Annotated in this window: 26 protein-coding genes; 9 read left to right on the top strand and 17 right to left on the bottom strand. The window is 72.5% G+C overall.

Annotated features, from left to right (window positions below; genetic code table 11):
* Window positions 1-65: 65 nt before the first annotated feature.
* The 10 genes from hslV to regB all read right to left on the bottom strand — a co-directional run bounded on the left by hslV (window position 66) and on the right by regB (window position 13,174).
* The gene (gene hslV, locus A37W_RS0118650; RefSeq protein ID WP_018304572.1) at window positions 66-626 is read right to left on the bottom strand and encodes an ATP-dependent protease subunit HslV; all 561 of its coding nucleotides are present in this window, start codon (window positions 624-626) and stop codon (window positions 66-68) included.
* A 111-nt stretch (window positions 627-737) separates the two neighbouring features.
* On the bottom strand, window positions 738-908 hold the full coding sequence (locus A37W_RS24075) for a hypothetical protein (RefSeq protein ID WP_169337595.1): 171 nt from the start codon (window positions 906-908) through the stop codon (window positions 738-740).
* A gap of 404 nt (window positions 909-1,312) precedes the next feature.
* Window positions 1,313-1,633, bottom strand: a complete 321-nt coding sequence (trxA, locus tag A37W_RS0118660; RefSeq protein WP_018304574.1) for a thioredoxin — start codon at window positions 1,631-1,633, stop codon at window positions 1,313-1,315.
* Window positions 1,634-1,682: 49 nt separating this feature from the next.
* Window positions 1,683-5,066, bottom strand: a complete 3,384-nt coding sequence (gene addA, locus A37W_RS0118665; protein WP_018304575.1) for a double-strand break repair helicase AddA — start codon at window positions 5,064-5,066, stop codon at window positions 1,683-1,685.
* Window positions 5,063-7,993, bottom strand: coding sequence for a double-strand break repair protein AddB (addB, locus tag A37W_RS0118670; protein ID WP_018304576.1), 2,931 nt, complete (start codon window positions 7,991-7,993; stop codon window positions 5,063-5,065). Before addB ends, addA begins: the two co-directional genes overlap by 4 nt.
* On the bottom strand, window positions 7,993-8,664 hold the full coding sequence (locus A37W_RS0118675) for a nucleotidyltransferase family protein (RefSeq protein WP_018304577.1): 672 nt from the start codon (window positions 8,662-8,664) through the stop codon (window positions 7,993-7,995). The genes addB and A37W_RS0118675 overlap by 1 nt, the downstream gene beginning before the upstream one ends.
* The gene (locus A37W_RS22440) at window positions 8,661-9,623 is read right to left on the bottom strand and encodes an aminoglycoside phosphotransferase family protein (RefSeq protein ID WP_018304578.1); all 963 of its coding nucleotides are present in this window, start codon (window positions 9,621-9,623) and stop codon (window positions 8,661-8,663) included. Before A37W_RS22440 ends, A37W_RS0118675 begins: the two co-directional genes overlap by 4 nt.
* Window positions 9,620-10,087 (bottom strand): tRNA (adenosine(37)-N6)-threonylcarbamoyltransferase complex ATPase subunit type 1 TsaE, encoded by a 468-nt coding sequence (gene tsaE / locus A37W_RS0118685; RefSeq protein ID WP_018304579.1) that lies wholly within the window; start codon window positions 10,085-10,087, stop codon window positions 9,620-9,622. The genes A37W_RS22440 and tsaE overlap by 4 nt, the downstream gene beginning before the upstream one ends.
* A gap of 48 nt (window positions 10,088-10,135) precedes the next feature.
* Window positions 10,136-11,692, bottom strand: a complete 1,557-nt coding sequence (locus tag A37W_RS22445) for a PAS-domain containing protein (protein WP_018304580.1) — start codon at window positions 11,690-11,692, stop codon at window positions 10,136-10,138.
* Window positions 11,693-11,776: 84 nt separating this feature from the next.
* Window positions 11,777-13,174, bottom strand: coding sequence for a sensor histidine kinase RegB (gene regB / locus A37W_RS0118695; protein ID WP_018304581.1), 1,398 nt, complete (start codon window positions 13,172-13,174; stop codon window positions 11,777-11,779).
* An 83-nt stretch (window positions 13,175-13,257) separates the two neighbouring features.
* Between regB and A37W_RS0118700 the strand changes: the two genes are divergently transcribed.
* Window positions 13,258-13,878, top strand: coding sequence for an SCO family protein (locus A37W_RS0118700; protein WP_026198605.1), 621 nt, complete (start codon window positions 13,258-13,260; stop codon window positions 13,876-13,878).
* 73 nt (window positions 13,879-13,951) lie between these two features.
* On the top strand, window positions 13,952-14,509 hold the full coding sequence (locus A37W_RS0118705; RefSeq protein ID WP_018304583.1) for an ActR/PrrA/RegA family redox response regulator transcription factor: 558 nt from the start codon (window positions 13,952-13,954) through the stop codon (window positions 14,507-14,509).
* A gap of 3 nt (window positions 14,510-14,512) precedes the next feature.
* Here the strand turns inward: A37W_RS0118705 and A37W_RS0118710 are convergent, their stop codons facing one another.
* Window positions 14,513-15,394 (bottom strand): LysR family transcriptional regulator, encoded by an 882-nt coding sequence (locus A37W_RS0118710; protein WP_018304584.1) that lies wholly within the window; start codon window positions 15,392-15,394, stop codon window positions 14,513-14,515.
* Between the two features lie 94 nt (window positions 15,395-15,488).
* Here A37W_RS0118710 and A37W_RS24605 point away from each other — a divergent pair, with 94 nt between their 5' ends.
* Window positions 15,489-15,617 carry a hypothetical protein gene (locus A37W_RS24605; RefSeq protein ID WP_018304585.1) on the top strand — a complete coding sequence of 43 codons (129 nt, stop codon included), beginning with the start codon at window positions 15,489-15,491 and terminating at the stop codon, window positions 15,615-15,617.
* A 6-nt stretch (window positions 15,618-15,623) separates the two neighbouring features.
* Window positions 15,624-15,809 (top strand): hypothetical protein, encoded by a 186-nt coding sequence (locus A37W_RS23905; protein WP_157236506.1) that lies wholly within the window; start codon window positions 15,624-15,626, stop codon window positions 15,807-15,809.
* A 22-nt stretch (window positions 15,810-15,831) separates the two neighbouring features.
* Here A37W_RS23905 and A37W_RS0118725 read toward each other — a convergent pair whose 3' ends face one another.
* Window positions 15,832-16,698, bottom strand: coding sequence for a LysR substrate-binding domain-containing protein (locus tag A37W_RS0118725; protein ID WP_018304587.1), 867 nt, complete (start codon window positions 16,696-16,698; stop codon window positions 15,832-15,834).
* A gap of 102 nt (window positions 16,699-16,800) precedes the next feature.
* On the opposite strand from A37W_RS0118725, the gene A37W_RS0118730 reads away from it, so the two are divergent.
* Window positions 16,801-17,010 carry a hypothetical protein gene (locus A37W_RS0118730; protein WP_018304588.1) on the top strand — a complete coding sequence of 70 codons (210 nt, stop codon included), beginning with the start codon at window positions 16,801-16,803 and terminating at the stop codon, window positions 17,008-17,010.
* 143 nt (window positions 17,011-17,153) lie between these two features.
* On the opposite strand, the gene A37W_RS0118735 is transcribed toward A37W_RS0118730, so the two are convergent.
* Entirely contained in the window at window positions 17,154-17,744 is a 591-nt protein-coding gene (locus tag A37W_RS0118735; protein WP_040754352.1) for an HD domain-containing protein, read from the bottom strand.
* Between the two features lie 138 nt (window positions 17,745-17,882).
* Here A37W_RS0118735 and ahcY point away from each other — a divergent pair, with 138 nt between their 5' ends.
* Together ahcY and A37W_RS23005 are read left to right on the top strand one after the other, a co-directional pair.
* Window positions 17,883-19,271 carry an adenosylhomocysteinase gene (ahcY, locus tag A37W_RS0118740; RefSeq protein ID WP_018304590.1) on the top strand — a complete coding sequence of 463 codons (1,389 nt, stop codon included), beginning with the start codon at window positions 17,883-17,885 and terminating at the stop codon, window positions 19,269-19,271.
* A 131-nt stretch (window positions 19,272-19,402) separates the two neighbouring features.
* Window positions 19,403-20,104, top strand: coding sequence for a hypothetical protein (locus A37W_RS23005; RefSeq protein WP_018304591.1), 702 nt, complete (start codon window positions 19,403-19,405; stop codon window positions 20,102-20,104).
* Between the two features lie 263 nt (window positions 20,105-20,367).
* On the opposite strand, the gene A37W_RS0118750 is transcribed toward A37W_RS23005, so the two are convergent.
* The 4 genes from A37W_RS0118750 to tsaD are packed head-to-tail and all read right to left on the bottom strand — an operon-like array spanning window position 20,368 to window position 23,279.
* A complete protein-coding gene (locus A37W_RS0118750) occupies window positions 20,368-20,766 on the bottom strand; it encodes a DUF1761 domain-containing protein (protein ID WP_018304592.1) in 399 nt (132 codons plus the stop codon).
* Window positions 20,767-20,810: 44 nt separating this feature from the next.
* On the bottom strand, window positions 20,811-21,230 hold the full coding sequence (locus tag A37W_RS0118755; protein ID WP_018304593.1) for an EVE domain-containing protein: 420 nt from the start codon (window positions 21,228-21,230) through the stop codon (window positions 20,811-20,813).
* Between the two features lie 4 nt (window positions 21,231-21,234).
* Entirely contained in the window at window positions 21,235-22,188 is a 954-nt protein-coding gene (locus A37W_RS0118760; protein WP_018304594.1) for an NAD(P)H-dependent glycerol-3-phosphate dehydrogenase, read from the bottom strand.
* The gene (tsaD, locus tag A37W_RS0118765) at window positions 22,185-23,279 is read right to left on the bottom strand and encodes a tRNA (adenosine(37)-N6)-threonylcarbamoyltransferase complex transferase subunit TsaD (protein ID WP_018304595.1); all 1,095 of its coding nucleotides are present in this window, start codon (window positions 23,277-23,279) and stop codon (window positions 22,185-22,187) included. Before tsaD ends, A37W_RS0118760 begins: the two co-directional genes overlap by 4 nt.
* Window positions 23,280-23,378: 99 nt before the next feature.
* Here tsaD and A37W_RS0118770 point away from each other — a divergent pair, with 99 nt between their 5' ends.
* Together A37W_RS0118770 and A37W_RS23010 are read left to right on the top strand one after the other, a co-directional pair.
* On the top strand, window positions 23,379-24,071 hold the full coding sequence (locus A37W_RS0118770; RefSeq protein WP_018304596.1) for a uroporphyrinogen-III synthase: 693 nt from the start codon (window positions 23,379-23,381) through the stop codon (window positions 24,069-24,071).
* Window positions 24,072-24,142: 71 nt separating this feature from the next.
* Window positions 24,143-25,615: a mitofilin family membrane protein gene (locus A37W_RS23010; RefSeq protein WP_018304597.1), complete on the top strand. Its 1,473-nt coding sequence runs from the start codon at window positions 24,143-24,145 to the stop codon at window positions 25,613-25,615.
* Window positions 25,616-25,621 lie beyond the last annotated feature (6 nt).

Genomic DNA, 25,621 nt, shown 5'->3' on the forward strand with positions numbered 1-25,621 from the left:
CGGGACCTCGACGGGTTCCGCAAAACGATGCGAGGCCCCGGCTCAAGGCCGGGGCGGGAAACGCTTCACCCCGCCCGGATCGTCTCCACCGTCAGGTTGCCGTTGGTGTAGACGCAGATGTCGGCGGCGATCTGCATCGCCCGCCGCGCGATCTCTTCCGCCGACAGGTCCGAGCCCATCAGCGCCCGCCCCGCGGCCAGCGCGTAGTTCCCGCCCGAGCCGATGGCGGTCACGTCGTGCTCCGGCTCCAGCACGTCGCCGGCGCCGGTGATGACGTACAGCTCGGCCCCGTCCGATACGATGAGCATCGCCTCCAGCTTCTGCAGGTACTTGTCCGTCCGCCAGTCCTTGGCCAGCTCCACCGCCGCGCGCTGCAGCTGCCCCGGCGCGGCCTCGAGCTTCTTCTCCAGCCGTTCAAGCAGGGTGAAGGCGTCGGCGGTCGACCCGGCGAAGCCCGCGATCACGTCGCGGCCGCCGGGGGAGAGGCGCCGCACCTTGCGGGCGGTGCCCTTGATGACGGTCTGGCCGAGGCTGACCTGACCGTCGCCGGCGATCACCACCTCGCCGCCCTTGCGGACGCCGATGATCGTGGTGCCGTGCCAGCCGGGGAATTCGTCCTTCGCCATCGTCGCCTCCGGGTGTCGTTCGCTGCGCGCTATATGCGGACGGCCCCTGCGGCCCGCAACCAGCGCATCAAAAAGGGCGCCCCGAAGGCGCCCTTTTCGAAGTCTTTGGCTTTAGGCCAGCTGGATCAACTTCCAGGTGACAGCCTTGCCGTTGTGCGGCGGCATCCGATTGCCCTTGGCGATGGGCGCGGTCGTCGAGGGATTGTCCATCGACTTCCAGACCCCGCTGGTGGGGCAGATTTCACCGGTGCGCGCGGTAGTTCCAATGGTCGCGATACCCATGAGGGTGTTCCTTCTTCGAGTGAAGGAGCGGCTCATCGCTTCGGTTGCTAGGCCTGATACGAATTGCCGCTCCACCGCGCCCTTGACGCGGCAATCCACCACTAGCGGCGCCTGAGACCAAGGTCAACCGAAAAACGCCGGCCTACCGCAAGATGTTGGGGGGCTAGAGCCAGGCTACTATAGGTCTGGTACCGAATCAAGCGTGAAGTGATTCGTTCAAGAGTTTGGTTCCAAACAAAAAGGGCTCCGAAACTGAAGCAGCTTCGGAGCCCTTTTCCTAATTCGGCAATTCGAATCAGGCCTAGCAACAGGACTTAGACTCGATACCTTCGCCGTTTGCAAGAAAAAAGAATCGAACATCAACAACATGTTGGAAGCTCGGGTGGAGCTTCTACCACATGATGTTAGATCGACGACTTGATCCAGTCGGCGAGCGCGGCCTTTGGCGCGGCGCCGGCCCGGTTCGAGACGACCTCGCCGTCCTTGAAGACGAACAAGGCCGGGATGCCGCGGACGCCCATTTGCGCGGGCGAGTTCGGGTTCTCGTCGACGTTCACCTTCACGACCTTCACCTTGCCCTCCATCTCTTGCGAGATCTCCTCGAGGGCCGGGCCGATCATCTTGCAGGGGCCGCACCACTCGGCCCAGAAGTCGACGACGACGGGAATGTCGGACTGGCGCACCTCGGTGTCGAAGGTGGCGTCGGTGACGGCATGGGTTGCCATGAGGTTGCTCCTTGGCAAAAGGTCAGGGCCGGAAGCTATGTACGCTTCCCTAGGGCGTCAACCCAGCGCTCGCCCTCTGCCACGCCGGCATCACAATATCTGGCGACAATACCATGAGCCGGCCCGTCGCCGTCCACAGGATCGCCGTCTCGACCTCCCGGTCCGCCCACATTTGCAGCAGGGCGTGGCGGTAGGCCCCCATCTGGCGCAGCAGACCCTCGGGGGTGGAGTCGGGATGGTCAGGGGCGATCCGGTTCGTCTTGAAGTCGATGGCCGTGACCTTGCCGGGCGTCACGATCAGCCGGTCGACGATGCCGACCAGCCGCCGGCCCTGCGGTCCCTCCGCCGTCAGCGGCACCTCGGCCAGCGTCTCGGGCGCGAAGACCTGCGCAAGTTCGGGCCGGCCCAGCAGGGCGATGACGTCGGCGACGATCTCCTCGTGTCCGGTGTTCAGCGCGGCATCGGGCAGGGCCTGCAGCAGCGAGATACCGACCTCGGCGCGGCGCTCCGGCGGCAGACCGGGCAGATGCTCCAGCAGCAGGTGCACCGCGCTGCCGAGGGCCATGCTCTCCTCCTGCGTGCCGCCGGACGCCTCGCCCGGGAGGATCTTGGCGCCGCCCAGGTCCGAAGGCGACAGCGGCCGCGGATCGACGGGCCGTTCGGCGGGTCCGAAGGACAGCGGCGCCGCGGTGACTGCCTGCGCGACGCGGCGCTCCACCAGCGGCAGGCGATCCCATTCGGCCCGCGCCACGCGGCGGCCTTCGCCGGTGGGAAATGCGTGCGGCACCCCTTCGGCGTCCATCGCGGCCATGATCTGGGCGTGCCAGCTGTCGGTCCCCTCGGCGACCTCGCCCGCCTTGCCCGCGGCGCACACGATCAGCCACGATTCCGCCCGCGTCATCGCGACGTAGAGCAGACGCCGCCGCTCCTCTCCCTCGGCCTCGATCAGACCGTCGCGCCGGGCCAGCATCTCGGGCGGCATGTCGGCCTTGTTCGGCGCCCACAGCGGCAGACCGTCCATGTCGTAGATGCCGTCACCGCCGCGCGCCTGCCGCTTCACCGTGTCCGGCAGGATCACCACCGGCGCCTCCAGGCCCTTGGCCCCGTGCACCGTCATCACCCGCAGCCGCCCGCCGGCGCTGTCGACCTGGCGTTTCACCTCCGGCTCCTCGGTCTCGAGCCATTCGAGGAAGTGAGTGAGGCCCGGCACGCCCTGCTGCTCGTACTTCAGCGACAGGGACAGCAGCTGGTCGAGCGAATCCTCCGCCTCCGGCCCCAGCCGGGCGATCAGCTTCGCCCGCCCGTCGTGGCGCCCGAGGATGCGGCTGAGCAGGTCGAACGGCCGGAGGTAGTCGGCCCGGTCGCGCAGATCCTGGAGGATGTCCCAAGTCGCCCGGTGGTCCTCCCGCCGCTCGCGCAGGCGCTGCCACAGGTAGCCGGGCCGGCCGTGCGCCAGCGTGAACAGCTGCTGCTCGGTCCAGCCGAACAGCGGGCTCTTCAACGCGGTGGCGAGCGACAGGTCGTCCTCGGGCAGGGTCAGCACCCGCAGGAGCGCGGTCAGGTCGCGGATCGCCAGCTCCTTGGACAGTTCCAGCAGGTCCGCGCCCGCGACGTCCAGACCGGCCCGCTTGCAGGCGCGGATCACGTGGTGGAACAGCGGCGAGCGGCGCTGGAACAGGATCAGGACGTCGCCCTCGGTCACGCGGCGCCGGCTCCACACGCCGTCGCGCCGCTCGGGGATCGTCTCCTCCCGGGTCATCCGCAGGATCTCGGCCGCGATCTTCTCGGCCAGCATCACCTGCGGATCGGCGGGTGAGGGCAGGTCGAGCGGTTCGTACCACTTGCGATCGTCCGCCACTGCCGGGTCCGGCTCCTGCGGCGGCCAGATGTCGACACGGCCGGGCATGTCGGGATGGAACGCCAGGTGCATCGGCGCGTCGCCGAGGCCGGTGGGATCGGCCTCGAACGTGCGGTCCACGATGCGCAGCACCTCGGCCGCGGAGCGGAAGGAATGTTCGAGGGCGAGCGAGACCAGCTGCTCGCCCCCCGCGGCGAGGCGCTCGCCGAAATGCGCCTTCATCCGGTCGAACTCGGCCGGGTCGGCGCCCTGGAAGGAATAGATCGACTGCTTGCGGTCGCCCACGACGAACAGCGTCCGCTCGCGGTCCGCCCGGGCGCCGATGCCGGCGCCGAACTCCGCCGCGAGGCGTTCGATCACCACCCACTGGGTCGGGCTGGTGTCCTGGCTCTCGTCCACGAGGATATGGTCGATGCCGCCGTCGAGGCGGAACAGCACCCACTGCGCGATCAGCGGGTCGGTCAGCAGGCGCTGGGCCTTGCCGATCAGGTCGTCGAAGTCGAGGACGCCGCGCCGCAGCTTGGCGGCGTCGTAGCGGCGCAGGAACTCCTGCGCGAAGGCCTGCAGCGCCAGCGCCTTGCGCAGCGTGCCGAGGCGCTGGCGGTCGGGCCGCGCCGCCTCCACCCGCTCCATCAGCGCCTCGAGGGCGTCGATGGTGTCCGGATCGGCGGCGGTGCGGGTCTTCTTCGTCGGGAACGCCCCGACCTTGGCCGTGTAGGGCCCGGCCTGCGCCTTTTCGCCGTAGAGCAGCAGGCTCTCCAGCGCCGGCAGATCGCCGATCCGGGGCGGGTCGGACAGGGCGCGCAGGACAACCGAGGCCTTCACGTCCGCCGCGCTGCCCGCGGCGCAGAGCGCGGCGAGGCCGTCCAGCATCGCGCGGTCGCCCGGCCCGAAGATCTCGGCCAGCAGGCCCGCGCCGTCCAGCCCGTCACGCAGGCCCAGCGCCGCGCGCAGCTCCGCCTCCTCGCACGGCCGCTCGAACAGGCGGCGGGCGTCGCAGATCTGGCCGAGCGCCGCCGCGATCTCGTCGCCCCGCACCAGCGAGGCGAAGCCGTCCACCAGCGGCGCGGCCTCCGGGTCCGCCGCCATCTCGTCCACGGTGTCGAGCCGCAGCAGGATCGACGCCTTCTCCTCCATCTCGGCGAATTGCGGCGAGATCCCCGCCTCCAGCGGGAAGCGCCGCAGCAGCGACGCGCAGAACGAGTGGATCGTCTGGATTCGCAGGCCCCCCGGCGTCTCGATCGCGCGGGCGAACAGGCGCCGGGCGTCGGCCAGCGCGGCGGCGCCCAGCGCATCCTCGACACCGAGGGTCCGCAGCTCGTCCCGTAGCGCGTCCTCCGGCAGCATCGCCCAGCCGCCGAGGCGGCGGAACAGGCGGTTCTGCATCTCGCTCGCGCCGGCCTTGGTATAGGTCAGGCACAGGATGTTCTGCGGATCGACCCCGCGCAGCAGCAGCCGCGCCACCCGGTCGGTCAGCACCCTCGTCTTGCCCGACCCGGCATTCGCCGCGACCCAGGTCGAGGCGGCAGGATCGGCGGCCTGAACCTGCCGCTGGCTGGCGGCGTCGCGAATCATGTCAGCGTCTCCGGCGCCGGATCGTCGGTGTCGTCCCATTCGCCCCGCCGGGCGAGCTGGTCGTAGTCGCCGTCGTAGCTGATGAAGGCCGGCGCGATGCGCGAGGTGTAGCCGCGGTCGGGCGACCGCCACGAGGCGAGCAGCTCCACCAGCCGGTCCCACGTCTCGGGCGAAAGGGGCGCCGGCTCCACCTTCGGGTCGGCGCCGAGGCCGATATAGGCGGCCTCCCGCGTCCGGTGGCCCTGCATCCGGGGGAAGCCGCCGCGGTCGAGGATCGCCGCTTCGATCATCAGCTGCTTGTCGAACGTCGCCTGCCGCTTCTGCGAGGGGGCCTTGCCGGTCTTGTAGTCGTAGATCAGCGCCCCGCCCGCGCCGTCGTCGTCGATCCGGTCCGCCTTGGCGGTGACGGTGACGCCGAGACCCGCGATCGGCACCTCGCCCTTCTCCTCGAACAGGGCGGGCGTGCCCTTCGCGCGGCGCTCCGCCTCGGTCTCGAGGAACCAGTCGGCGACGCGCTCGAACCGGCCGGCCCAGACGTGGCGGACGGTCGGCCAGGGGCATTCCGCCTCGAGCACCTCGGCCACGGTGGCCATCAGCCGGCGGCGGGCGTCGGGATCGGTGGGGGGCGGGCCCTCCTTCACGAAGCGCTCCAGCGCCGTGTGCAGGACGGTGCCGCGCTGGGCGGCGTCGGGGACCTGGCGCAGCGGGTCCAGCCGGTAGAGGCCGAGGACCTTGCGGGCGTAGAGGGCATAGGGATCGCGGATCAGCGTGGCGATGTCGCTGGCGGTGTAGGTTGCCGGCCGCGCCTCGGCCGGGATGCGCGGCGAGGGGCGCTTCGCCGGCGCCGTCCGCTCCGCCGGCGCATCCCCGGCCGCCGCACGGGCAAGCCACAGGCGGCCCCGGTCGCGCATCGCCTCCAGCGCCGCCGGGCCGCCCTGATCCGGCAGGCCGGCGACGAGATTCGTGAGCCGGTTCAGCCAGCGCCCCGGCACCGTCTCGGCCTCCGCCGAGCGAACCGAGCGGGTCAGCCACACCTCGTCCGCCGCGATGGCCTGCTGGTAGTCGTGCGCCGACAGCCCGATCTGCCGCTCGGGCAGGAGCAGCCCTGCCTCCTGCCGCAGCGCGCGGTTCAGCCAGGGGTCGGGCGCCGGCACCGGCGGCCAGATGCCGTCGTTGAGGCCGCCGAGGATCACCAGCGGCGCCGTCTCGATCCGCGCCTCCAGCGTGCCGCGGAACAGGACGAGGGGGTGGCCCTCGTCGCGGTCGCGCACCTCGCCGCCCCGCAGGACGCCGTCGAACAGGGTCCGGTAGTCGAAGGTCGACACCGTGCCGCCGACGTCCGCGTGCCGCTCGAACTCCGTCACCCGCGCCAGCGCCTCGCGCCCCGGCCGCTCGTCCCACAGCCCGCCGCTGCCGGAGCCGTTCAAGCCGGCCGCGAGCCCCTCTGCCGCCGCGCGGTGCCGGGCGAGGTGCTCGGCCAGCGGGCGCGGCGCGGGATCGGCCAGCGGCTCCAGCAGGTCGGCGACCCACGCGGCCCAGGCGGCGCGGCCGTCGTCCTCCTTGCGCAGGGCGGCCCAGGCCGCGAGGTCGGCTCGGGTCGGAAACGGCGCGCCGTCCTTGCGGAACCGCAGCTCCAGCTCGCGCGCCCAGCGCAGGTGGTCGCCCCGCTTCGCCCCGGTGGCCGCGAGCGGGTGCTTCAGCAGCGCCAGCAATGCGTCGGCCGTCAGCCGCGTCCCCAACAGCTCGGCCACCTGCCGCAGCAACCGTCCCGGCGCGGTGAGCGGCAGGGGCGTGCCGGCGCTGTCGTCGGGGACGATGTCCCAGCGGTCGAGCGCGGCCTCCACCCGGCGCGTCAGCATCCGGTCCGGCGTGACGAGGATCGCGCGCTGCCCGTCCTCCACCGCCTGCCGCAGGCGCAGCGCGATCGCCTCGGCCTCCGCCCGCGGCGACTCGGCCTCCACCAGCGTGAGCCCCTCGGTCGCGGCGTCCATCGGCCCGAGCGTCGGGCCGTCGCGCATCCACTGGTCCGTCACCGGCGCCGGGCGCAGCGACAGAGACACCAGCCGGTTGCGCGCCGGCCGCGGCGGCGGCGCGTCGGTCCAGGCCTGCACCTCGCCAGCGGTGAGGCCCAGACGGTGCATCATCCGCGCATAGCGGAACTGCGGATGATCCTCTCCCGTCTTCGCCTCGTCCAGCCCGCGCCAGACCTCCTCCGGCGTGTCGAAATCGAAGCCGGGCAGGATCGTCGCGCCCTGCGGCAGCCGCGCCACCGCCTCGATGAACAGGGCCGTCGCCCCGCGCGAGCCGGTGGAGCCGGCGACGATCACCGGGCCCTGCGGGGGGTCCGCGATCCACTTCTCGGCCAGCGCCTCGACCACGCGGCGCTGGCGCAGCTCGGCCGCCGGGGCGGCGGTCTCGGGGTCGATCCAGTCGCCCACGATCTGCAGGAAGGCGAGCGTGCGCTGCCAGTGCCCCGACGCGTCGCCCACGTCGAGGCCCCGGATCGCGTCCAGCCCCACGCCCTCGCCATGCATCTCGTCGATGAGCCGGGCGAGGCTGTCGGACAGGTCGTAGAGGGCCGCGCGCGGCGCCACGTCCGGCTGCCGGTCGAGCAGCGCGCCGATCAGCTGCGCCAGCTCCAGCCGGCGGCGCAGCGGCGGCGCCGGCGGGCGGGGATCGCCCTCGATCGGGTCGAAGGCGAGGTCGGTGACGAGGCGGATCCGCGGCAGCAGGCGCGCCGGTCCGGCATCGAAGGCCTGCGTCAGCCGCCGCCGCATCCGTGCCGTGTTGACGAAGATGGTGACGCGCGCCCAGTCCTCGGGCGGGGCGCCCGCCAGCCGGTCCGCCAGCCCGCGCGCGACCTCGCACGCGAAGTCGGCGCCGGGCGGCAGCGCGAAGAGCCGCGGGACGGGCGAGGGCGCGAACATCAGGCGAGCAGCGCTTCGGCCAGCGGGATGGAGTCGGGGCGGCCCACGTCGCACCACCGGCCGTGCCACGCCACGCCGTACAGGCGGCCGCCCGCGATCATCCGGTCCCACGCCACGTTCATCGAGAAGGCCTCCGCCGCGATCCCGTCCAGCGCCTCGGGCCGGACGATCTGCGCTCCGGAATAGACGAGGCCCGGCCCGCGCGCGAGGCGGCCGTCCGGGCCGGGGACGAAATCGCCGCTCCCCGTGTGGCCGGTTGCGGCCTCGCGCGGCAGGAGGAGGAGAAGCGCATCCATGCGGTGCCCGCCCCACGCCTCCGTCAGCGCGGTCAGCGGGTTCGGGCCGTCCCAGACGGCGTCGCTGTTCAGCGTCCAGACCGGCCCCGGACCCAGCAGCGGCGCCGCGCGGCGCAGCCCGCCGCCTGTCTCCAGCAGCAGCGGCTCGTGCGACAGGCGAACGCTGGTGCCTCCGAGATGCGCTTCCAGCTGCGCCGCACGGTAGTGCGTGTTCACGACGATCGGATCGGCCCCCGCGGTCCGGGCGATGTCCAGCGCGTGGTCGATCAGCGGCCGGCCCGCCACCTCGACCAGCGGCTTCGGCCGGTCGGCGGTGAGCGCGCCCATCCGGGTGCCGAGGCCGGCGGCAAAGATCAGCAGCGGCAGTCCACTCATGCCGGGGCCGATCGCTCCAGCTCGGTCGCGAGGGCCTCGTGGACCAGCGGCCGCAGCTCGGCGAGCGCGGGATGCGCGAGGCCGGCCTCCACGTGGGCGCGGACGCGGGGCAGGAAGGCGAGGTAGCGGCGCTTGCCCTCCTCCCGCGCGAGGCGGGCGAAGATCCCGAGGATCCGCAGGTTGCGCTGCACCTGCAGGACCGCGACGGCGGCGGCCAGGTCCTGCGGCGCCATGCCAAGCGCCGAGGCGAGCCGCTCGGTCATCCGCCGCGCCACCGCCGGCGGCACGTCCCGCCGCGCATCGGCGATCCACGAGGCGAGGTCATAGCCCCGCGGCGCGGCGACCGCGTCCTGGTAGTCCAGCAGCCCCAGCCGGGCGTGGCCGGTGCGCCCGGGGCGCCAGATCACGTTTTCGGCGTGGCAGTCGCGCAGGCTGAACCGGTCGGCCGGCCCGCACTGCGCCTCGACCGCGTCGGCGACCACGGCCGCCATCTCGTCCAGCAGTCCGACCGGCATCCGGGGCGCGTGGTGGGCCAGCGGCGCCAGCATCGCGCCCGCCACCTCGGGCGTCATCCGCGCCAGCCCCTCGGGAACGGGCAGCGCGTCGAGTGCGGCGAGGAGGTCGGCGACCGCGTCGGCGATCCGCACCTCGTCGTCCGGCGTTCCGGACAGGTGCGCCGCGCAGTGCGTCGGTCCCAGATCCTCGAGCAGCAGCAGCCCGCTCTCGGGCGCGGCGTCCAGGATCTCGGGCGCGGACAGGCCGTGGTCGCGCAGGTGGGCCGTCACCCGGACGAACGCATGGGTCGAGGCATCGCCCGCGGGGGCGATCATCAGCACGCGGGTCCGGCCGTCCGGCGCCGTCAGACGTTCGTACCGGCGGGCGGACGCGTCGCCGGCAAGGGGCGTGCGCGTCCAGCCGCGCGTCGGTCCGGCGGCGAGGAAGGCCTCGACGTCGATCATGCCGCCTCGGGCCCGATCAGCGGGGCCCAGCGGGCGCCCGGCGCGACACGGACGCGGTGGACGCCGTCCGCGTCGGCGGACAGGTGCAGGTGCAGCGCATCCTCCGGCGCCAGCGATCCCAGCCGGTCGGGCCATTCCACGAGGCAGATCGCCGTCTCGAACGCGTCGCCGAGGCCCAGTTCCAGCGCTTCGTCCGGGTGCGACAGGCGGTAGAGGTCGGCGTGCCAGATCTCGGCCTTGCCGTCGTCGTAGGTCTGCACCAGCGTGAAGGTGGGTGACGGCACCTCGGTCCCGGGCGAACGCAGGCGGGCGCGGATGAAGGCGCGGGCGAAGGCGGTCTTGCCGGCCCCGACGGGCCCCGACAGCAGCAGCACGTCGCCCGGCCGCGCGGCCCCGGCGAGGCGCGCGGCGAGGTCCCGCGTCGCGGCCTCGTCGGGCAGATTGAGGGTCAGGCTCTCGCTCATGGGCCGAGTCTAGAGCGGCCGGTTGGCGGACGGAACCGGGAAGTGCCGTCACCCCGCAGCCGCGCGCGGTCGTCCGCCGCGGTCGCCGCCTTGCGGCGCGCTTTCGGCCTTGTCCGCTCCCCCGAAGCGGAAGCAGACGGCGAGGTCCCCGCCCGGCAGCCGCGACACGCGCAGCTCGGCCGACCGGCCGTCCAGGCGGCGCAGAGGATGAGGCGAGTGCAGGTCCGGGCCGGGCACGCCGCCGGCCAGCCGATCCCAGACCGGGCTCGGGGCGCAGGCGGCGCGCCACCCCTCGACCTCGTCGACGAGCCTTATGTCGTCGAGGCCGTCCGCCGACCGGCCCCAGTCGTCCGCGTAGCCGGCGTTGCTGATCCGCAGACGCCCGCCGCCCGAGAACACCGCCACCGCGTCCCTCACCAGGTCGAGCGCCGCGGTGCGCGTCGCCACCTCGGCCCGGTGCTGACGGGCCAGCGCGACTTCGGCGCTGATGTCCTCGAACAGGAAGGCGATGGCGCCGTCGGGGTGCGGCCGCCCGGTGACGCGAAAGGTCTCGCCCCCGGTCAGGGTCCATGTCTCGGTGTAGTTGCCGATCTCGGCGCCGGCCTCGAGCGCGGCGACCTGCGCGCGCCACGATCCGTAGTCCTTCGGCTCCGGCAGCCTGTCTCGGGCTCGCAGCGCGTCGAAGAAGCTTCGGATCGAGGGCCGCCCGGCGAGGAAGTCGGTGGGCAGGCCGGACAGATCCGTCAGGGCCGGGTTGAACATGACCAGGCGCCGGCCCCGGTCGAAGATGGCGAGGCCGACCGCCAGCTCGGCGAAGGTCTTGGACAGGGTCTGCACGAAGGACGCGGCCAGCTGATCGGAGGCGACGAGGTCGTTCGCGTCCGAGGCGGTGAACAGCCGTCCCGCCGGGGTGTCCCGCGCCTGCAGGTCGAACCAGTGCCGGGTGCCGTCCCGGGCCCGTATCTCGACGCGCCCGGCAGGCTCGGCCGTCGAATCGACGGGGAACAGCGAGGGCGGGGGCCAGCAGGCGGAGTCGTCGCCCGGTCCGGCGCAGGCGTCGACAAGCTCCAGGTACCTGTGATTGGCCCAGCAGACGCGCCCCTCCGCATCGGTGCACCAGATCATCAGCGGCGCCGCCTCGGCGACGAGGCCGAGAAGGGCGGCGTCCTGTTCCATCAGGTCCAGCGTGACAGGATGGACCGGGACCATATCCCCACGGGAGATCGTCAGCCGGGTCATGTCGCCCCAGCTTTCCAGGTCGAGCCCGACGTCGCCGTCGCGCCCCGCCACACGGCACCGGCCGGGGGCCCTCACCCCCTTCGTTTTGGCCGCAAGTCCGGGGAACAGCCGCTCCAGTCCGGAGACAAGATCGTCAAGGTCGCTGCTGCCGCGGCCGGGCGGCAGATCGGACAGAAGGCGCAGGGCCGCCGGCGTGGCGTGCGCCAGGAGACCGTCGCAGAACAGGAACGACGTGCCTTCGCCCTCGGCCTGCGGCGCCGGGGCGACTGCTTCGGGCCTTCGAAACCGGGGCACGGCGACTACCGCGGCGGCCCCGACGAGGAGGGAGGCGAGAAAGGCGCCGATCAGGCCCAGCGATCCGCTCAATGGAACCTCCATCAGGACCCAAGGGAGGCTGCGCGGAAAGGGTTAAGGAAAGCTTAAGCGCAAGGAGCCCGACGGAGCCGCCGCCTACGCCGCCGGCTCTCCGTCGGGGCCGATCTCTTCCAGCCGCCGGTTCGGACCAAGCCCGCCGACGGCCGCCTCTCCCTGGCCCGCCTCCAGCGCCGCCCGTGACCATTCGACCAGCGCGACGGCGCCTCCGCCCCCGCCCGCATTGGCGAAGGTCAGGCGGGCGCCGGTCCGCTCCAGCAGGGTCTTGGCGATGAACAGACCCAGGCCCATGCCCTCGTAGCCCGGCCGGCGCCGCGGTTCCTCGCCCCGCCGCCGGCGCACGAAAGGATCGCCGATCCGCGCCAGCACACCCTGCGGGAAGCCGGGCCCGTCATCCTCGATCCGGACGGTGAGGGCGGTGGCGGACCACGAGACCTCGACGTCGACGCTTGCCGACGCGAAGTCGACGGCGTTCTGGATCAGGTTGCGCAGTCCGTGGACCACCTCGGGCCGGCGCCAGACGATCGGCTGCTGGTCCGGCCCGCTCTCGACCTCGGCCGTGCAGCCGATCTCCACTGCGATGCCCCGGCCGACATGCGGCTCCGCCGCCTCGCGCACGACCTGCTCCAGAGGGGCGCGGCGGACGAGGCGGTCCTCCTTTCCGGCGCGCCCCATGGAGCGGAGGATATCCCGGCAGCGGTCGGCCTGCTGGCCGATCAGGCGGGCATCCTCCTGCTGATCGGGATGACCGTCCAGTTCGGCCGTGAGCTCGGCCGAGACCAGCTTGATCGTCGCCAGCGGCGTTCCCAGCTCGTGCGCGGCCGCGGCCACCACGCCCCCCAGATCGGTCAGCTTCTGCTCGCGGGCGAGCGCCAGCTGCGTCGCCACCAGCGCCTCGCGCATCGCATGCGTCTCGGTCGTCACCTGACGCGTGTAGAGCGACAGGAAGACGAGACCGATCGACAGTGCCAGCCAGAAGCCGAACAGGAACAGCGGCGGCAGCACCAGCGGCGTGCCGTCCTCGGTCACCAGCGGCAGGTACCAGCGCCACAGGACGAGGACCACCGCGACCCCGAGCACCGCCAGCGCCGCCGCCTGGCGCAGCGGCAGCAGCGTCGCCGCGATGGTCACCGGCCCAAGCAGAAGGATCGCGAACGGATTGTTCAGCCCGCCGGTCAGGAACAGCAGCAGGCCCAGCTGCAGCACGTCGAAGACGAGAATCACCAGCGCCGCCTCGCCGGTCAGGCGGCGGTTGCCGGGAAACAGCACCGTCGACAGCAGGTTCGCGATGATCGACGCGCCGATGGTGACGGCGATCGGACCGGTCGCGAGGTCGAGGTGCAGGACCGATACCGTGACGAGGACGGCGGCGATCTGCCCGGCGATGGCGATCCACCGCAGCAGGAGGAGCGTCCGCAGCCGCAGCCAGTTGCTGCGCTGGTGGTCGCGGAAGATGTCGTCCTCGGCCGATGCCATGCGTCCTCTCGCCGCTGGTGCGGCCCGTCCCGACGATGCTAGGTGTCCGCCGCGCAGGCAGCAATCGGAGAGCGGCCGTGGGACTGGACAGACGCTTCGCCCTTGCGGCGGTTCTCGTGGCCGTCGTCGGCCTTGGCGGCACCTGGCTCGCCATCCGACTGACGCAGCCCGGCGGCGACGGCTTCGCCCAGTGCCGCGGGGGCGCGGTCGCGGGCGGCTCGCTCGGCGGGCCCTTCACGCTGGTGTCGGAGACCGGAGAGACGGTGACCTCGGAGGAGGTGATCGACAGGCCGTCCCTGCTGTACTTCGGCTACACCTATTGCCCGGACGTCTGCCCCATCGATGCCATGCGGAACGCGCAGGCGGTCGAGATGCTCGACGCCGAGGGGATCGAGGTGAAGCCGGTCTTCATTTCGGTCGATCCCGCCCGCGACACGCCCGAGGTGCTGGCGCAGTACACCGCCAACTTTCACGACCGGATGCTCGGCCTGACCGGCAGCGAGGAGCAGGTGCGCGAGGCGGCGCAGGCCTACCGCGTCCTGTACTCCGCCAACGACGACGACCCGGAGTTCTATACCGTGAATCACACGGCGTTCTCCTACATCGTCCTGCCAGAGGTCGGCTTCGTCGACGTCGTCCGCCGCGACGAGGCGCCCGAGGCGCTGGCCGACCGGCTCGCCTGCTTTGCCCGCGCGGCGGAGTGACGCGCCGTGCCGCGAATTGACCGGCCCCCGGGCGCGGCCTAGCTGTGCCGCAACGGAAGGACGGACCAGCCCCATGGAGACCGACAGCGAGGCCCTGCCCCTGGGCGACGACCCTAGCCTGCTCATCGTCGACGACGACGAGGCGTTCCTGCGCCGGCTCGGCAAGGCGATGGAGAAGCGGGGCTTCACGGTGGAGCTGGCGCAGTCCGTCGCCGAGGGTCGCGCGGCCGCCACGTCCCGGCCGCCGGCCTACGCGGTGGTCGACCTGCGGCTGGAGGACGGCAACGGCCTCGACGTGGTCGAGGCGCTGCGTGCGCGGCGGCCGGACAGCCGGATCGTCGTGCTGACCGGCTACGGCGCCATCGCGACGGCCGTCGCCGCGGTCAAGATCGGCGCCACCGACTACCTGTCCAAGCCCGCCGACGCCAACGAGGTCGCCCACGCGCTCCTCTCCACCGGAGAGGGCCTGCCGCCGCCGCCCGAGAACCCGATGAGCGCCGACCGCGTCCGGTGGGAGCATATCCAGCGGGTCTACGAGCAGTGCGACCGCAACGTGAGCGAGACGGCGCGTCGCCTGAACATGCACCGCCGCACCCTGCAGCGCATCCTCGCCAAGCGCAGCCCGCGCTGACCGTTAGACCGGCGTCTCCGCCGCCATCTCGCGCAGCCACCGGATGAACGGATCGCGTCCCGGGTTCGGCGGACCCGGCCGCGTCAGGATGTGGTAGGCGATTGGGCTCACCTCCTCGCGCACCAGCAGCTCCAGCGCGCCCTGCCTCAGCGGCGTCTCCAGGTACAGCATCGGCAGGATGGTGACGCCGAGGCCGGCGACCGCGGCCTCGCGGGCAAGGTCGAGGCTGTTGAACGTCTTCACCGTCTCGCCGGCCATGTCGAGACCCTGCTCCTGCGCCCACAGGCGCTCTTCCGACGATTGGCCGTCCAGCAGCCAGGTCACGCCGGCGAGGTCGGCGAGACCCTTCGGTTTCGTCCGCACGTAGCCCGGCGCCGCGACTGCCGCGTGCCCGACCGGCATCAGCACCTTCGGGTCCGTACCCGGCCAGCCGCCCTTGCCGTAGCGGATGGCGACGTCGACGTCGTCGCGCGTCAGGTCCACCAGCGCGGGCGACGGCAGCAACTCCACGTGCACGTCCGGATGCGCGGCCCAGAACCGGCCGATCCGCGGCAGCAGCCAGTTCGCCGCGAGCGACGGCGTCAGCGCCACGCGCAGCGGGCGCAGCCGGTCGATCGCGAGAAGGTCCCGCACGCCCGCTGCGATTCGTCCGAACCCCTCGCCCAGCGCCCCCGCCAGCTCCGCCCCCTCCGCCGTCGGCACCATCCGCTGTCCGTCGCGGCCGATAAGGGCGCGGCCGAAATGCGCCTCCAGCGTGCGGACATGCTGCGAGATGGCGGCGTGAGTCACGTTCAGCTCCCGCGCCGCGGCGCTGAGAGAGCCGGTCCGGGCCGCCGCCTCGAACGCCCGCAGGGCCGACAGGGAAGGGACCTCGCGCCAGTCCATGATGTAAGACTGACTAACAACACTGAAATATTCAAGAGTCGCCTGAGGGACGGCGCCCGCCTAGCTTGATCGTCAGCAGCACAAGGAGACGATCATGTCCTCGTTCCTCGCCAAGGTCCTCAAGCACACCAGCCGCGACGATCGCGCGCCGCGGCAGCGCACCCAGTCGGAGGAGGAAGCCCGGCTGCACCTGCGCCGCCTCTCCTCCCGCGCCTACGAATAGAGAAGGATGACCGCCATGTTCTCGATCTTCTCGGACACCCTCGCCATAGCGACCCGCCAGGCGCGCTGGGACGCTCCGGCGCACTGGCGCGAGGCCGGCTTCGACCGCGCCCCGGCGCGGCGGCCCCCGCCCGAACCGCGGGCCGAGGTCCGGCGCGCGCCACTGACCCCGCGCGATACCGGCCCGGAATGAGAGGAAGGGATGTCGTCCGGCGTCAGTCGCGGGCGAACTCCGCCGTCAGCCACCGGACGAAGGTATCGACCGCCGGTCGGCGGGGTCCGTCCGGCAGCACGACCCAATAGCGAAACACCGGCAGGCCCGGAAACGGCACCTCGACAAGCGTCCCCGCCGCGAGGTCCGGGCCCGCCACCTCCTCCGACGCGAAGCACAGGCCGTAGCCCGACCGCGCCGCCGTCAGGCCCGCATCATCCAGCCCTCGGATCTGCAGCCGGTCGGGATCCAGGCCGGCGCCGCGCAGCCATCCCCGCTCCATCCCGTTCCCGGCATCGAACAGCCACGGCGACTCGCCGAGGGCCAGCCCCCGGGCGGCGAGCGTGGGCGCGGCGACGACCAGCATCCGGCTCCGCAGCAGCGGGATCGCCTTCACGCCGGGCCAGTCGCCCGGCCCGGTGCGAACCGCGAGGTCGAAACCCTCGCGCTCCAGCTCCACCGGTCGGGCGTCGGGCACCAGCGATACGGCGATGTCCGGGTGCCGCGCCCAGAACCGGGACAGCCGCGGCAGCAGGCTGATCTGCGCGAAGGCCGGCGTGGTGGAGATCCGGAGGCCCCGTCGCCGCTCGCCCTGCCGCAGATCCTCGACTCCCGCCGCGATCGTCGCGAATCCCTCGCTCAGCGCCCGCGACAGACGCTCGCCCGCCTCGGTCAGCGCCTGCCCTCGCCCCGCCTTGCGGAACAGCGGCACGCCGAGCCCCGACTCGAGCCCGCGGACCTGCTGCGCCACTGCGGGCGGCGTCACGCTCAGCGCCCGGGCGGCGGCGGCGAAGCTGCCGAGCCGCGCCGCCGCCTCGAACGCGCGAAGGGCGGAGAGCGGGGGGAGATGGCGCCAGTCGGGATCGGTCATGGATAAGCTGGGCTTTGCTTTGGCAAGGATTGCTGGTTGGCCGCACCGGGAAGGGTCGTGCGACAGTTAGGACGACATCGAATCCCATGGAAAGAGCCTGCCATGCCCCCCGTCATCCACCCCTCCCACCTGCAGACCTGGTCGCGGCACCGACTGCACGACCTCGCCCTCGGCGAAGCGGAGCTTCTGATCCGTCAGGCAGAATCCGATCTCGCCCGCGAGCGGCGCGCCCTGCGTCAAGTGCGCTGGGCGGCGATGTGGAACGCCGTGCGCACCCTGTCACGCGCCGACCGGTCGCGGATCACCCCATGATCCGGGCCTGCCGCCCCAGCGCCCGGACGCGAGCGCGCCATCCCTTCGCCGCGATGCGCAGGGCAGGCCGAGCGGCGTCGCGATGTCGTGGGTTCAGCACGCAGAACGCGCAACGGCATCGTCGGGCGCGGCCTGCCGGACGATCAGAGCGCCGCCATCAGCGCGTCGCACCGGGCGGTGAACGCCTCGCGCACCTCGCGCGGGGGACGCAGGAGCAGGTCGCACGCGCCCGTCAGGTCCGGGTTCTGTCGGCCGAAGAACCGGTCGGCCTCGGCCTCGGTGAAGCCGGCGATCCGCGTCGCCTCCAGCCAGGCGGAGACATTGTCGGCCCGCTTTATCGCCTTCTTCACCGCCACGGGCAGCACCGCCGGCAGCCCGACGCGCAGGTGGATTGCCGCCGCCAGCCTCTCGTCCAGCCGCCCGTAATCCGGCCCGACCGCCGCCTTGACCGGCGAGATCATGTCGCCGATGACGTATTCCGGCGCATCGTGCAGCAGCGCGGCGAGTCGCCACCGCGCCTCGGCGGCCGGGTCGGTCACGCCGAAGATGTGCTCCACCAGAAGCGAGTGCTCGGCCACCGAATAGGGCCAGTCGCCCCGGGTCTGTCCGTTCCAGCGGGCGACGAAGGCGAGGCCGTGGGCGATGTCGGCGATCTCGATATCGACCGGCGTCGGGTCCAGCAGGTCGAGCCTGCGCCCCGACAGCATCCTCTGCCATGCCCGCTTCTGTTTCATGCCTGCCGCCCGTCAGTCCGATCCGGGCCGGCGGCGCGATCTGCGCGCCGCGTACCGTTAATCCTGCCCGGCGTTGTGAGACGGATCGCAGAGTGGTAGTCGCGGCGCAATCGACTTCTGAACAAGGATCCTGCCACCATGGCCACGGATTACGTCGTCAAGGATATCTCGCTCGCCGGGTTCGGCCGCAGGGAACTGGACATCGCCGAGACCGAGATGCCGGGCCTGATGGCCCTGCGCGAGGAATACGGCGACAGCCAGCCGCTCAAGGGCGCGCGCATCGTCGGCAGCCTGCACATGACGATCCAGACCGCCGTCCTGATCGAGACGCTGACTGCCCTCGGTGCCGACGTCCGCTGGGCGTCGTGCAACATCTTCTCGACCCAGGACCACGCCGCCGCCGCCATCGCCGAGGCCGGCGTGCCGGTCTTCGCGGTGAAGGGCCAGACCCTGACCGCGCACTGGGACTATCTCGACCGCTCGTTCCAGTTCCCCGAGGGCGCGAACATGATCCTCGACGACGGCGGCGACGCGACGCTGTACGTCCTCCTCGGCGCGCGGATGGAGGCGGGCGAGGACGTCCTGTCCGTTCCGCAGTCCGAAGAGGAGGAGGTCATCAAGGCGCAGATCCAGAAGCGCATGAAGGAGAGCCCCGGCTGGTTCGCGAAGACCCGCGACGCGATCCAGGGCGTCTCGGAAGAGACCACCACCGGCGTCCACCGCCTCTACGCCCTGCAGAAGGAAGGCCGCCTGCCGTTCCCGGCGATCAACGTGAACGACAGCGTCACCAAGTCGAAGTTCGACAACAAGTACGGCTGCAAGGAATCGCTCGTCGACGGCATCCGGCGCGCGACCGACACGATGATGGCCGGCAAGGTCGCGGTCGTCTGCGGCTACGGCGACGTCGGCAAGGGCAGCGCCGCCTCGCTGCGCGGCGCCGGCGCCCGGGTGAAGGTGACCGAGATCGACCCGATCTGCGCCCTGCAGGCCGCGATGGACGGGTTCGAGGTGGTCCGGCTGGAGGACGTCGTCTCCACCGCCGACATCTTCGTCACCACGACCGGCAACAAGGACGTCATCCGCATCGAGCACATGCGCGAGATGAAGGACATGGCGATCGTCGGAAACATCGGCCACTTCGACAACGAGATCCAGGTCGCCGCACTGCGCAACCACAAGTGGACCAACATCAAGGAGCAGGTGGACATGATCGAGATGCCGTCGGGGCATCGGATCATCCTGCTGTCCGAGGGGCGCCTCCTGAACCTCGGCAACGCCACCGGCCATCCGTCCTTCGTCATGTCGGCCTCGTTCACCAACCAGGTGCTCGCGCAGATCGAGCTGTGGAGGAACGGCGACCAGTACGAGAACAAGGTCTACATCCTGCCCAAGCACCTCGACGAGAAGGTGGCGCGGCTGCACCTCGCGAGGATCGGCGTGCAGCTGACCGAACTGCGCCCGGAGCAGGCCGACTATATTGGCGTGACTGTGGAAGGGCCGTTCAAGGCGGACCATTACCGGTACTGACGCAGCGCTGCGGCGGGAACCGGCCCGCCGCAGAGCCGCCCCTGCGCCGGATCCGGCCTAGCGTCGTGCGGGCCGGCAACCGCGAGCGCGGGCCCGGGCTTCTTCCTCCGACTGACGAAGGAGAAGAAGCAATGTCCATCCGTACCATTCTGATGAGCGCCGCCACCTCCGCCCTCCTGGCCGGGGGCGCGCTCGCCCAGGAAACCACCACCGAACCGGCGCCGATGCCCGAGGGCGATCCTGCCATGGGCGACATGGCCGCGACGGCCGAGCCGAGCTTCACCAGCCTCGAGGAAATGACCGTGGGGCAGGTGATCGGCATGCGCACCGAAGACCCGGCCGGCGAGTCGATCGGCGAAATCGACTACGTGATCGACGGCGAACAGGGGCTCGAGGCCGTGATCGGCATCGGCGGCTTCCTCGGCCTCGGCGAATATACCGTCGCCCTCCCGCTCGAGGACTTCCAGCTGAACGCCGACTTCTCCGCCTTCGTGCTGGACACGACTCGCGAGGCGCTGGAAGGCCAGCCGGAGATCGATGAATCGGGTCTCGAGAGCCTGCCGTCCGAACTCGTGGTCGGCGATCTGATGGCCGAGGCGGGCATGGATGCCGGCACGGCTGCCGACGCGCCCGCAACTGCGGCCGATACCGATCCCGAGACGGCGGCCGAGAACCCGACGGCCGAGGACGGCGCGGTGCCCGAGGCGGACGATGGCGAGGCGATGACCGACGACGCGATGGCCGACGACGCGATGACGGACGACGCGATGGCCGAAGAGTCGGCGGACAGCGAAGAGCCGGTCGAGGACACCGAGGAAGACTCAGGCAACTGACCTTTCCCGGACGTGCGCCCGGACGGCGCGAGGGCCGCGGCGACTGTCGCGGCCCTCAATCGTCGCCGGAATGCCGATCATTCGAGACGAAAGCCGCGGTCATTCCGCTATGCCCGCCGGCTCCGCCGCAGTAGAAGAGCGCCAGGCGTCCAGAACGGCCCTGCCCGATTTTCAGGATCACGCGCGGGAGTGCGCGGGTGAGAGAGGGGAGGAGCCGTGCTGCATCCGCGCCGGCGCCTCCCCTGCTTCCCTGCCGGCATCCCTCACAGGAAGAACGACAGCACCGCCCCCATCAGGGCGCAGCCGAACGTGGCATAGCCGCCGTCGATCAGCGTCAGCGTGAAGGGCCGCCCGGGATAGGCGTTGTTGATCATCGTCCAGGGCGAGATGAAGAACAGCCCGATCCCCAGCCCGCCGACGAGACCCGCGCCGAAGGTGGCGATCCCGGACATGACGAAGACGTGCCACATGAAGCCGGCGACCACGATCATCGCGATCCCCGACAACACGAACGGCATCGCGCTGCCGTTCCCCTCGGGGCGCCCGTCCGGCCCCGCCTTCACTCCGGCGGCCGCCATCCACGGCTTCGCCAGCGCCATGTACCACGCCGCGCCGAACAGCCATCCCGCCGCCGCCGCGGCCAGAACGCCCACGATCATCATCGCCGGTCTCCCCGAGAGTTCCCTGCATGAAACCTATTCGAAGCTCAGGCCTCTGTCCCGCCCAATTCGCAGACCCGGCGCCACTGATCCTCGGTCACCGGCTGGACGGACAGGCGCGAGTTCTTCACCAGCACCATCTCCGACAGGGCCGGATCCGCCTTGATCTCGGCCATGGAGACGGGGCGGGCGAAGGGGCGCACGGCGCGGATGTCCACGCATTCCCACCGCGGGTCGTCGCTGGTCGAATCGGGGTGCGCGAGGGCGCAGACCTCGACGATGCCGACGATCTCCAGCCCCTTCTGCGAGTGGTAGAAGAAGCCGCGGTCGCCGACCTGCATCGCCTTCATGTTGTTGCGGGCCTGGTAGTTGCGCACGCCGTCCCATTCCTGCCCGGCGTCGCCCTTCGCCACCTGATCGTCCCAGCCCCAGGTGTCGGGCTCGGACTTGAACAGCCAGTAGGCCATCGCTTCACTCCTCCTTCAGCGGCCGGTCGAGCAGCGCGCGAAGCGCCTCGCCGGTGGTGATCTCGCCCGCGACGAGGCGCGCCACGACGGCCGTCACCGGCAGGTCGAGACCCTTCTCCTCGGCGAGGCGCAGGGCGGCGCGGGCGGTCGCGACGCCCTCGACCGTGGCGTCGCCCGCGAAGGTCTCGCCCCGCCCCAGGGCGAGGCCGAAGCGGTAATTGCGCGACAGGTCCGACGTGCAGGTCAGCGCGAGGTCGCCGAGGCCGGACAGGCCCGCCAGCGTCTCGGGCCGGGCGCCCATCGTTGCGGCGAGGCGCGTCATCTCGGCGAAGCCGCGGGTCATCAACGCCGCCCGCGCGCTGTCGCCGAAGCCGGCGCCGATGGACGCGCCGCAGGCGATGGCGACGACGTTCTTCAGCGCGCCCCCCAGCTCCACCCCCGTCACGTCGGTCGTGCGATAGAGCCGGAGGACGGGCGTCGACAGCGCCTCCTGCAGCCGCCGTCCCGCGTCGTCGTCGGCGCAGGCGAGGACCAGCGCGGTCGGCAGCCCCCGCGCGATGTCGTCGGCGAAGCTGGGGCCGGACAGGACGGCGGCCGTCGCCTGCGGCAGGACGGCCGCGATGCTGGCGGTCGGGCCGTTCAGCGTCGTGAGGTCAATGCCCTTGGCGCAGGCGACGAGGGCGCCGCCGAGGTGATCCGCATGGTCCGACAGGAACCCGCGCAGCTTCTGCGCCGGGATGGCGAGGCAGACGATGTCGGCGGCCAGCGCGGCGGCATCGGCCGTCGGCACGACGGACGGGGGCAAGGGGCGCCCGGGCAGGCGCGGGCTCTCGCCGGTGCGGCGGATCGCCTCGGCCGCATCCTCGGTGCGGACGAACAGGTCGATCGGCCCCAGCCCGCTCAGCGCGATGGCCAGGGCCGTGCCGAACGCGCCCCCGCCGGCGACCGTGATGCTCATGCCTTGGCCCCCCTGCGGCCCGATCCCAGCATGGCGTCCGCCGTCTCGTCCAGCGGCCAGCGCGGGCGGGCGGCGAGGGTCATGTCGTCGGTCTGCCCCGCGCGCAGCCGCTCCAGCCCCGCCCAGGCGATCATCGCGGCGTTATCGGTGCACAGCGCCGGCGGCGGCGCGACGAAGGCGACCCCGGCCTCGGCGCAGAGCGCCGTCAGCGCCGCGCGGATCGGCCCGTTCGCAGCCACGCCGCCGGCCACCGCGAGGGCGGGCCGAGGCGGATTCGTCTCGAGATAGACCCTGATCGCGCGCCGCGTCTTCTCTGCCAGCACGTCCCGGATCGCCGCTTGGAAGGAGGCCGCGAGGTCGGCCTGGTCCCGCCCGGTCAGGCCACCCTGACCAGCCACCAGCGCGTCGCGGGCGCGCAGCAGCGCCGTCTTGAGGCCCGAGAAGCTGAGGTCGCAGTCGGGCCGGTCGAGCAGGGGGCGTGGAAAGGCGAACCGCTCCGCGTCGCCACCCTGCGCCGCCGCCTCGATCGCGGGTCCGCCCGGCTGCGGCAGGCCCAGCAGCCGCGCCCCCTTGTCGAACGCCTCGCCCGGCGCGTCGTCGATCGTCCCGCCGAGCCGGCGGAAGCGGTCGTGCGCCTCCACCGTCAGCAGCTGGCAATGCCCGCCGCTGACGAGAAGCATCAGGTAGGGAAAGGCCAGCCCGTCGGTCAGCCGCGGCGTCAGCGCGTGCCCGGCGAGGTGGTTCACGCCGATCAGCGGCAGGCCCGTCGCGGCGGCCAGCCCCTTGGCGCACATCACGCCCGACAGCACGCCGCCGATCAGCCCCGGCCCTGCCGTCACCGCGATCCCGTCGACGTCGGCGAGCGCGACGCCCGCCTCCTCCAGCGCCGCCTCGACGCAGTGGTCCAGCACCTCGGCATGGGCGCGCGCCGCGAGCTCGGGCACCACGCCGCCGAAGCCGGCATGCAGCGCCGCCTGGCCGCGCACGACGGAGGACAGGGTCGCCGGCCCGCCCGGGCCGTCCCGCACCACCGCGGCGGCGGTGTCGTCGCAGCTCGATTCGAGCCCGAGGAGGGTGATCGTCCGGCCCATGCGGCCCCTCTGTCAGCGGCCCGGGCTCGGTTGCGCGCGGGCCGTCCGCAGGTAACATTCCGCCCCAGGCCGGACAATGGCGGCCGAACGGAGACACGGATGAGCCCCAGCCTCTTGCTGACCCGGCCGGAGGCGGACTCGCGGCGCTTCCTCGCGGCGGTCGAAGGCGCGCTTGGCCGGCCCGTGGAGGCCGTGATCTCGCCCCTGCTGCGGATCGTGCCGCTCACCCCGCCCCTGCCGCAGGGCGTCGCCGGTGTCGTCGTCACCTCGGCCAACGGCGCGGCCGCCCTGGCGCGGCTCGGCGTCGACCGGCAGCGCCCGATCTGGGCCGTCGGCGACAGGACCGCGCAGGTGGCGGCGGAGGATGGCTACGCGGCCCGGTCAGCCGGGGGCGATGCCGACGCGCTGGTGGCGTTGCTCCTGCACGAACGGCCGCCGGGCCCGCTGCTCCACCTCCGCGGCGCCGACAGCCGCGGCGCCGTGGCGCGGCGGCTCGCCGAGGGCGGCCTCCGATGCGAGGAGGCGGTCTGCTACCGGCAGGAGGCGCAGCCGCTGTCGGCCGACGCCACCGCCCGTCTCGCCGCGCCCGGTCCCGTCGTCGCGCCGGTGTTCTCGCCCCGCACCGGAACCCTCCTCGCGGCGCAGGGGCCGTTCGCCGCGGCGCTCACGCTCGTCTGCCTCAGCGCCGCCGTCGCGGCAGAGGTGCATACCCTTTCGGCGGCGGTCGTCACGGCTGCACGCCCCGACCTCGACGCGATGGTCACGGGAACCGTTCTGGCCCTCTCGCCTTGAGGGGGTCCAAGGGGCGGGCTAGGTTGTCCCGTGGCCCCGTGCGGGGCGGACCGACAGGCAGGGAGCGGACATTGGCGCGGACGACCAGACCCAACACCCCCCAGACCACGGGAAAGACGACCCCGAAGGACGACGACGTCCCCGGAACCAGCGAGGTCGAGGCGACCCCTGACGCCGACACCGAGGCGACGCCGAAGCCCGGCGCGGACGGGACGAGCGAGGTCGAGGCGACCCCCGACGCACCGGATTCCCCTTCCGGAACGCCCGCCGACGGTTCGTTGGCCGACACGCCCGAGGGCCCGACCCGCACGCCGGCCGACGAGACGCCAGCCGACGCCCCCGCCCTGGACACGACCGCGGGCGAGGTGTCTCCCGATCCCGTCAATGACCCCGAGCCTGCGGCCGAGGAGGCAGGGACGAGTTCCGTCGAGGCGACCCCCGACGCCGATACCGGGTCGAAGGACACGGACCTGCGCCCGTCCGAGCTCGAGGCGCCCCGGTCCGAGCCGCCGCGCGACCCTGCGCATGCCAGCGGCTCGGACCGGACGGCCGGACGCGGCGGCGGCCTTGGCCTCTTCCTCGCCGGCATCGCCGCGACGCTCATCGGCGGCGCCGCCGTCTGGTGGCTCCTCGGGCAGGGCGGCTCCGGCGTCGATCCGGAGGCCCTGGCCGCGCAGGAGGCCCGCATCGCCGAGCTGGAGTCGCAGGTGTCGTCCCTGCCGGCCGCCCCGGACGAGGCCGCGCTCACCGACGCCGCCACCGGAGCCCTGCAGCCGCAGATCGACGAACTGTCCACTGCCCTCTCCGGCGTGCAGGAGAGCGTCGCTGCCCTCGACGAGCGGATCGGTGCGCTGGAGCGCGCGCCTAACGACGACGGCTCGATCTCCGAGGCGACCGCCGCCGCGTGGGAGGAGGAACTCGCCGCGCTGCGCGCCCGCATCGAGGAACAGGCGACGACCGTCCAGACGCTGAGCGACGAAGCCGCCGCCGCCCGCGCCGCCGCCGAAGAGGCCGCGGCCGCCGAGGAGGACGCCGCCGCCGTGGCCGAGCGCACCGCCGCCCGCGCCGCGCTGTCGCAGGTGCAGGCCGCGCTGGAGACCGGGCAGCCCTATGCCGACCCGCTGACCCAGCTGGACGACATGACCGAGCAGGAGATCCCGGCCGGCCTGTCCGGCCCGGCCGAGGCCGGCGTGCCGACTCTCGCGGCCCTGCAGGAGAGCTTCCCCGAGGCGGCCCGCGCGGCCCTTGCCGCCGCCCGCGCCGAGGGTCTCGCCGACGAGGGCGGCAACCGCTTCACCGCCCTCCTCCGGTCGTCCCTCGAAGTCCGCTCGACCGAGCCTCGCCCCGGCGACGATCCCGACGCGATCCTGTCGCGGGCCCAGGCCGCCATGCGCGAGGGCCGGCTCTCCGACGCAATGGCCGAGGTCGAGGCGCTGCCGGGCCCCGTGGCCACCGCGATGACGGATTGGACCGAGGCCGCCCGCACCCGCATCGACGCGGTTACCGCCGCCGACACCCTGTCCCAGGCCCTGGCCGAGAACTGAGGCGAA

Source organism: Wenxinia marina DSM 24838 (assembly GCF_000379485.1).
Lineage (GTDB): Bacteria > Pseudomonadota > Alphaproteobacteria > Rhodobacterales > Rhodobacteraceae > Wenxinia > Wenxinia marina.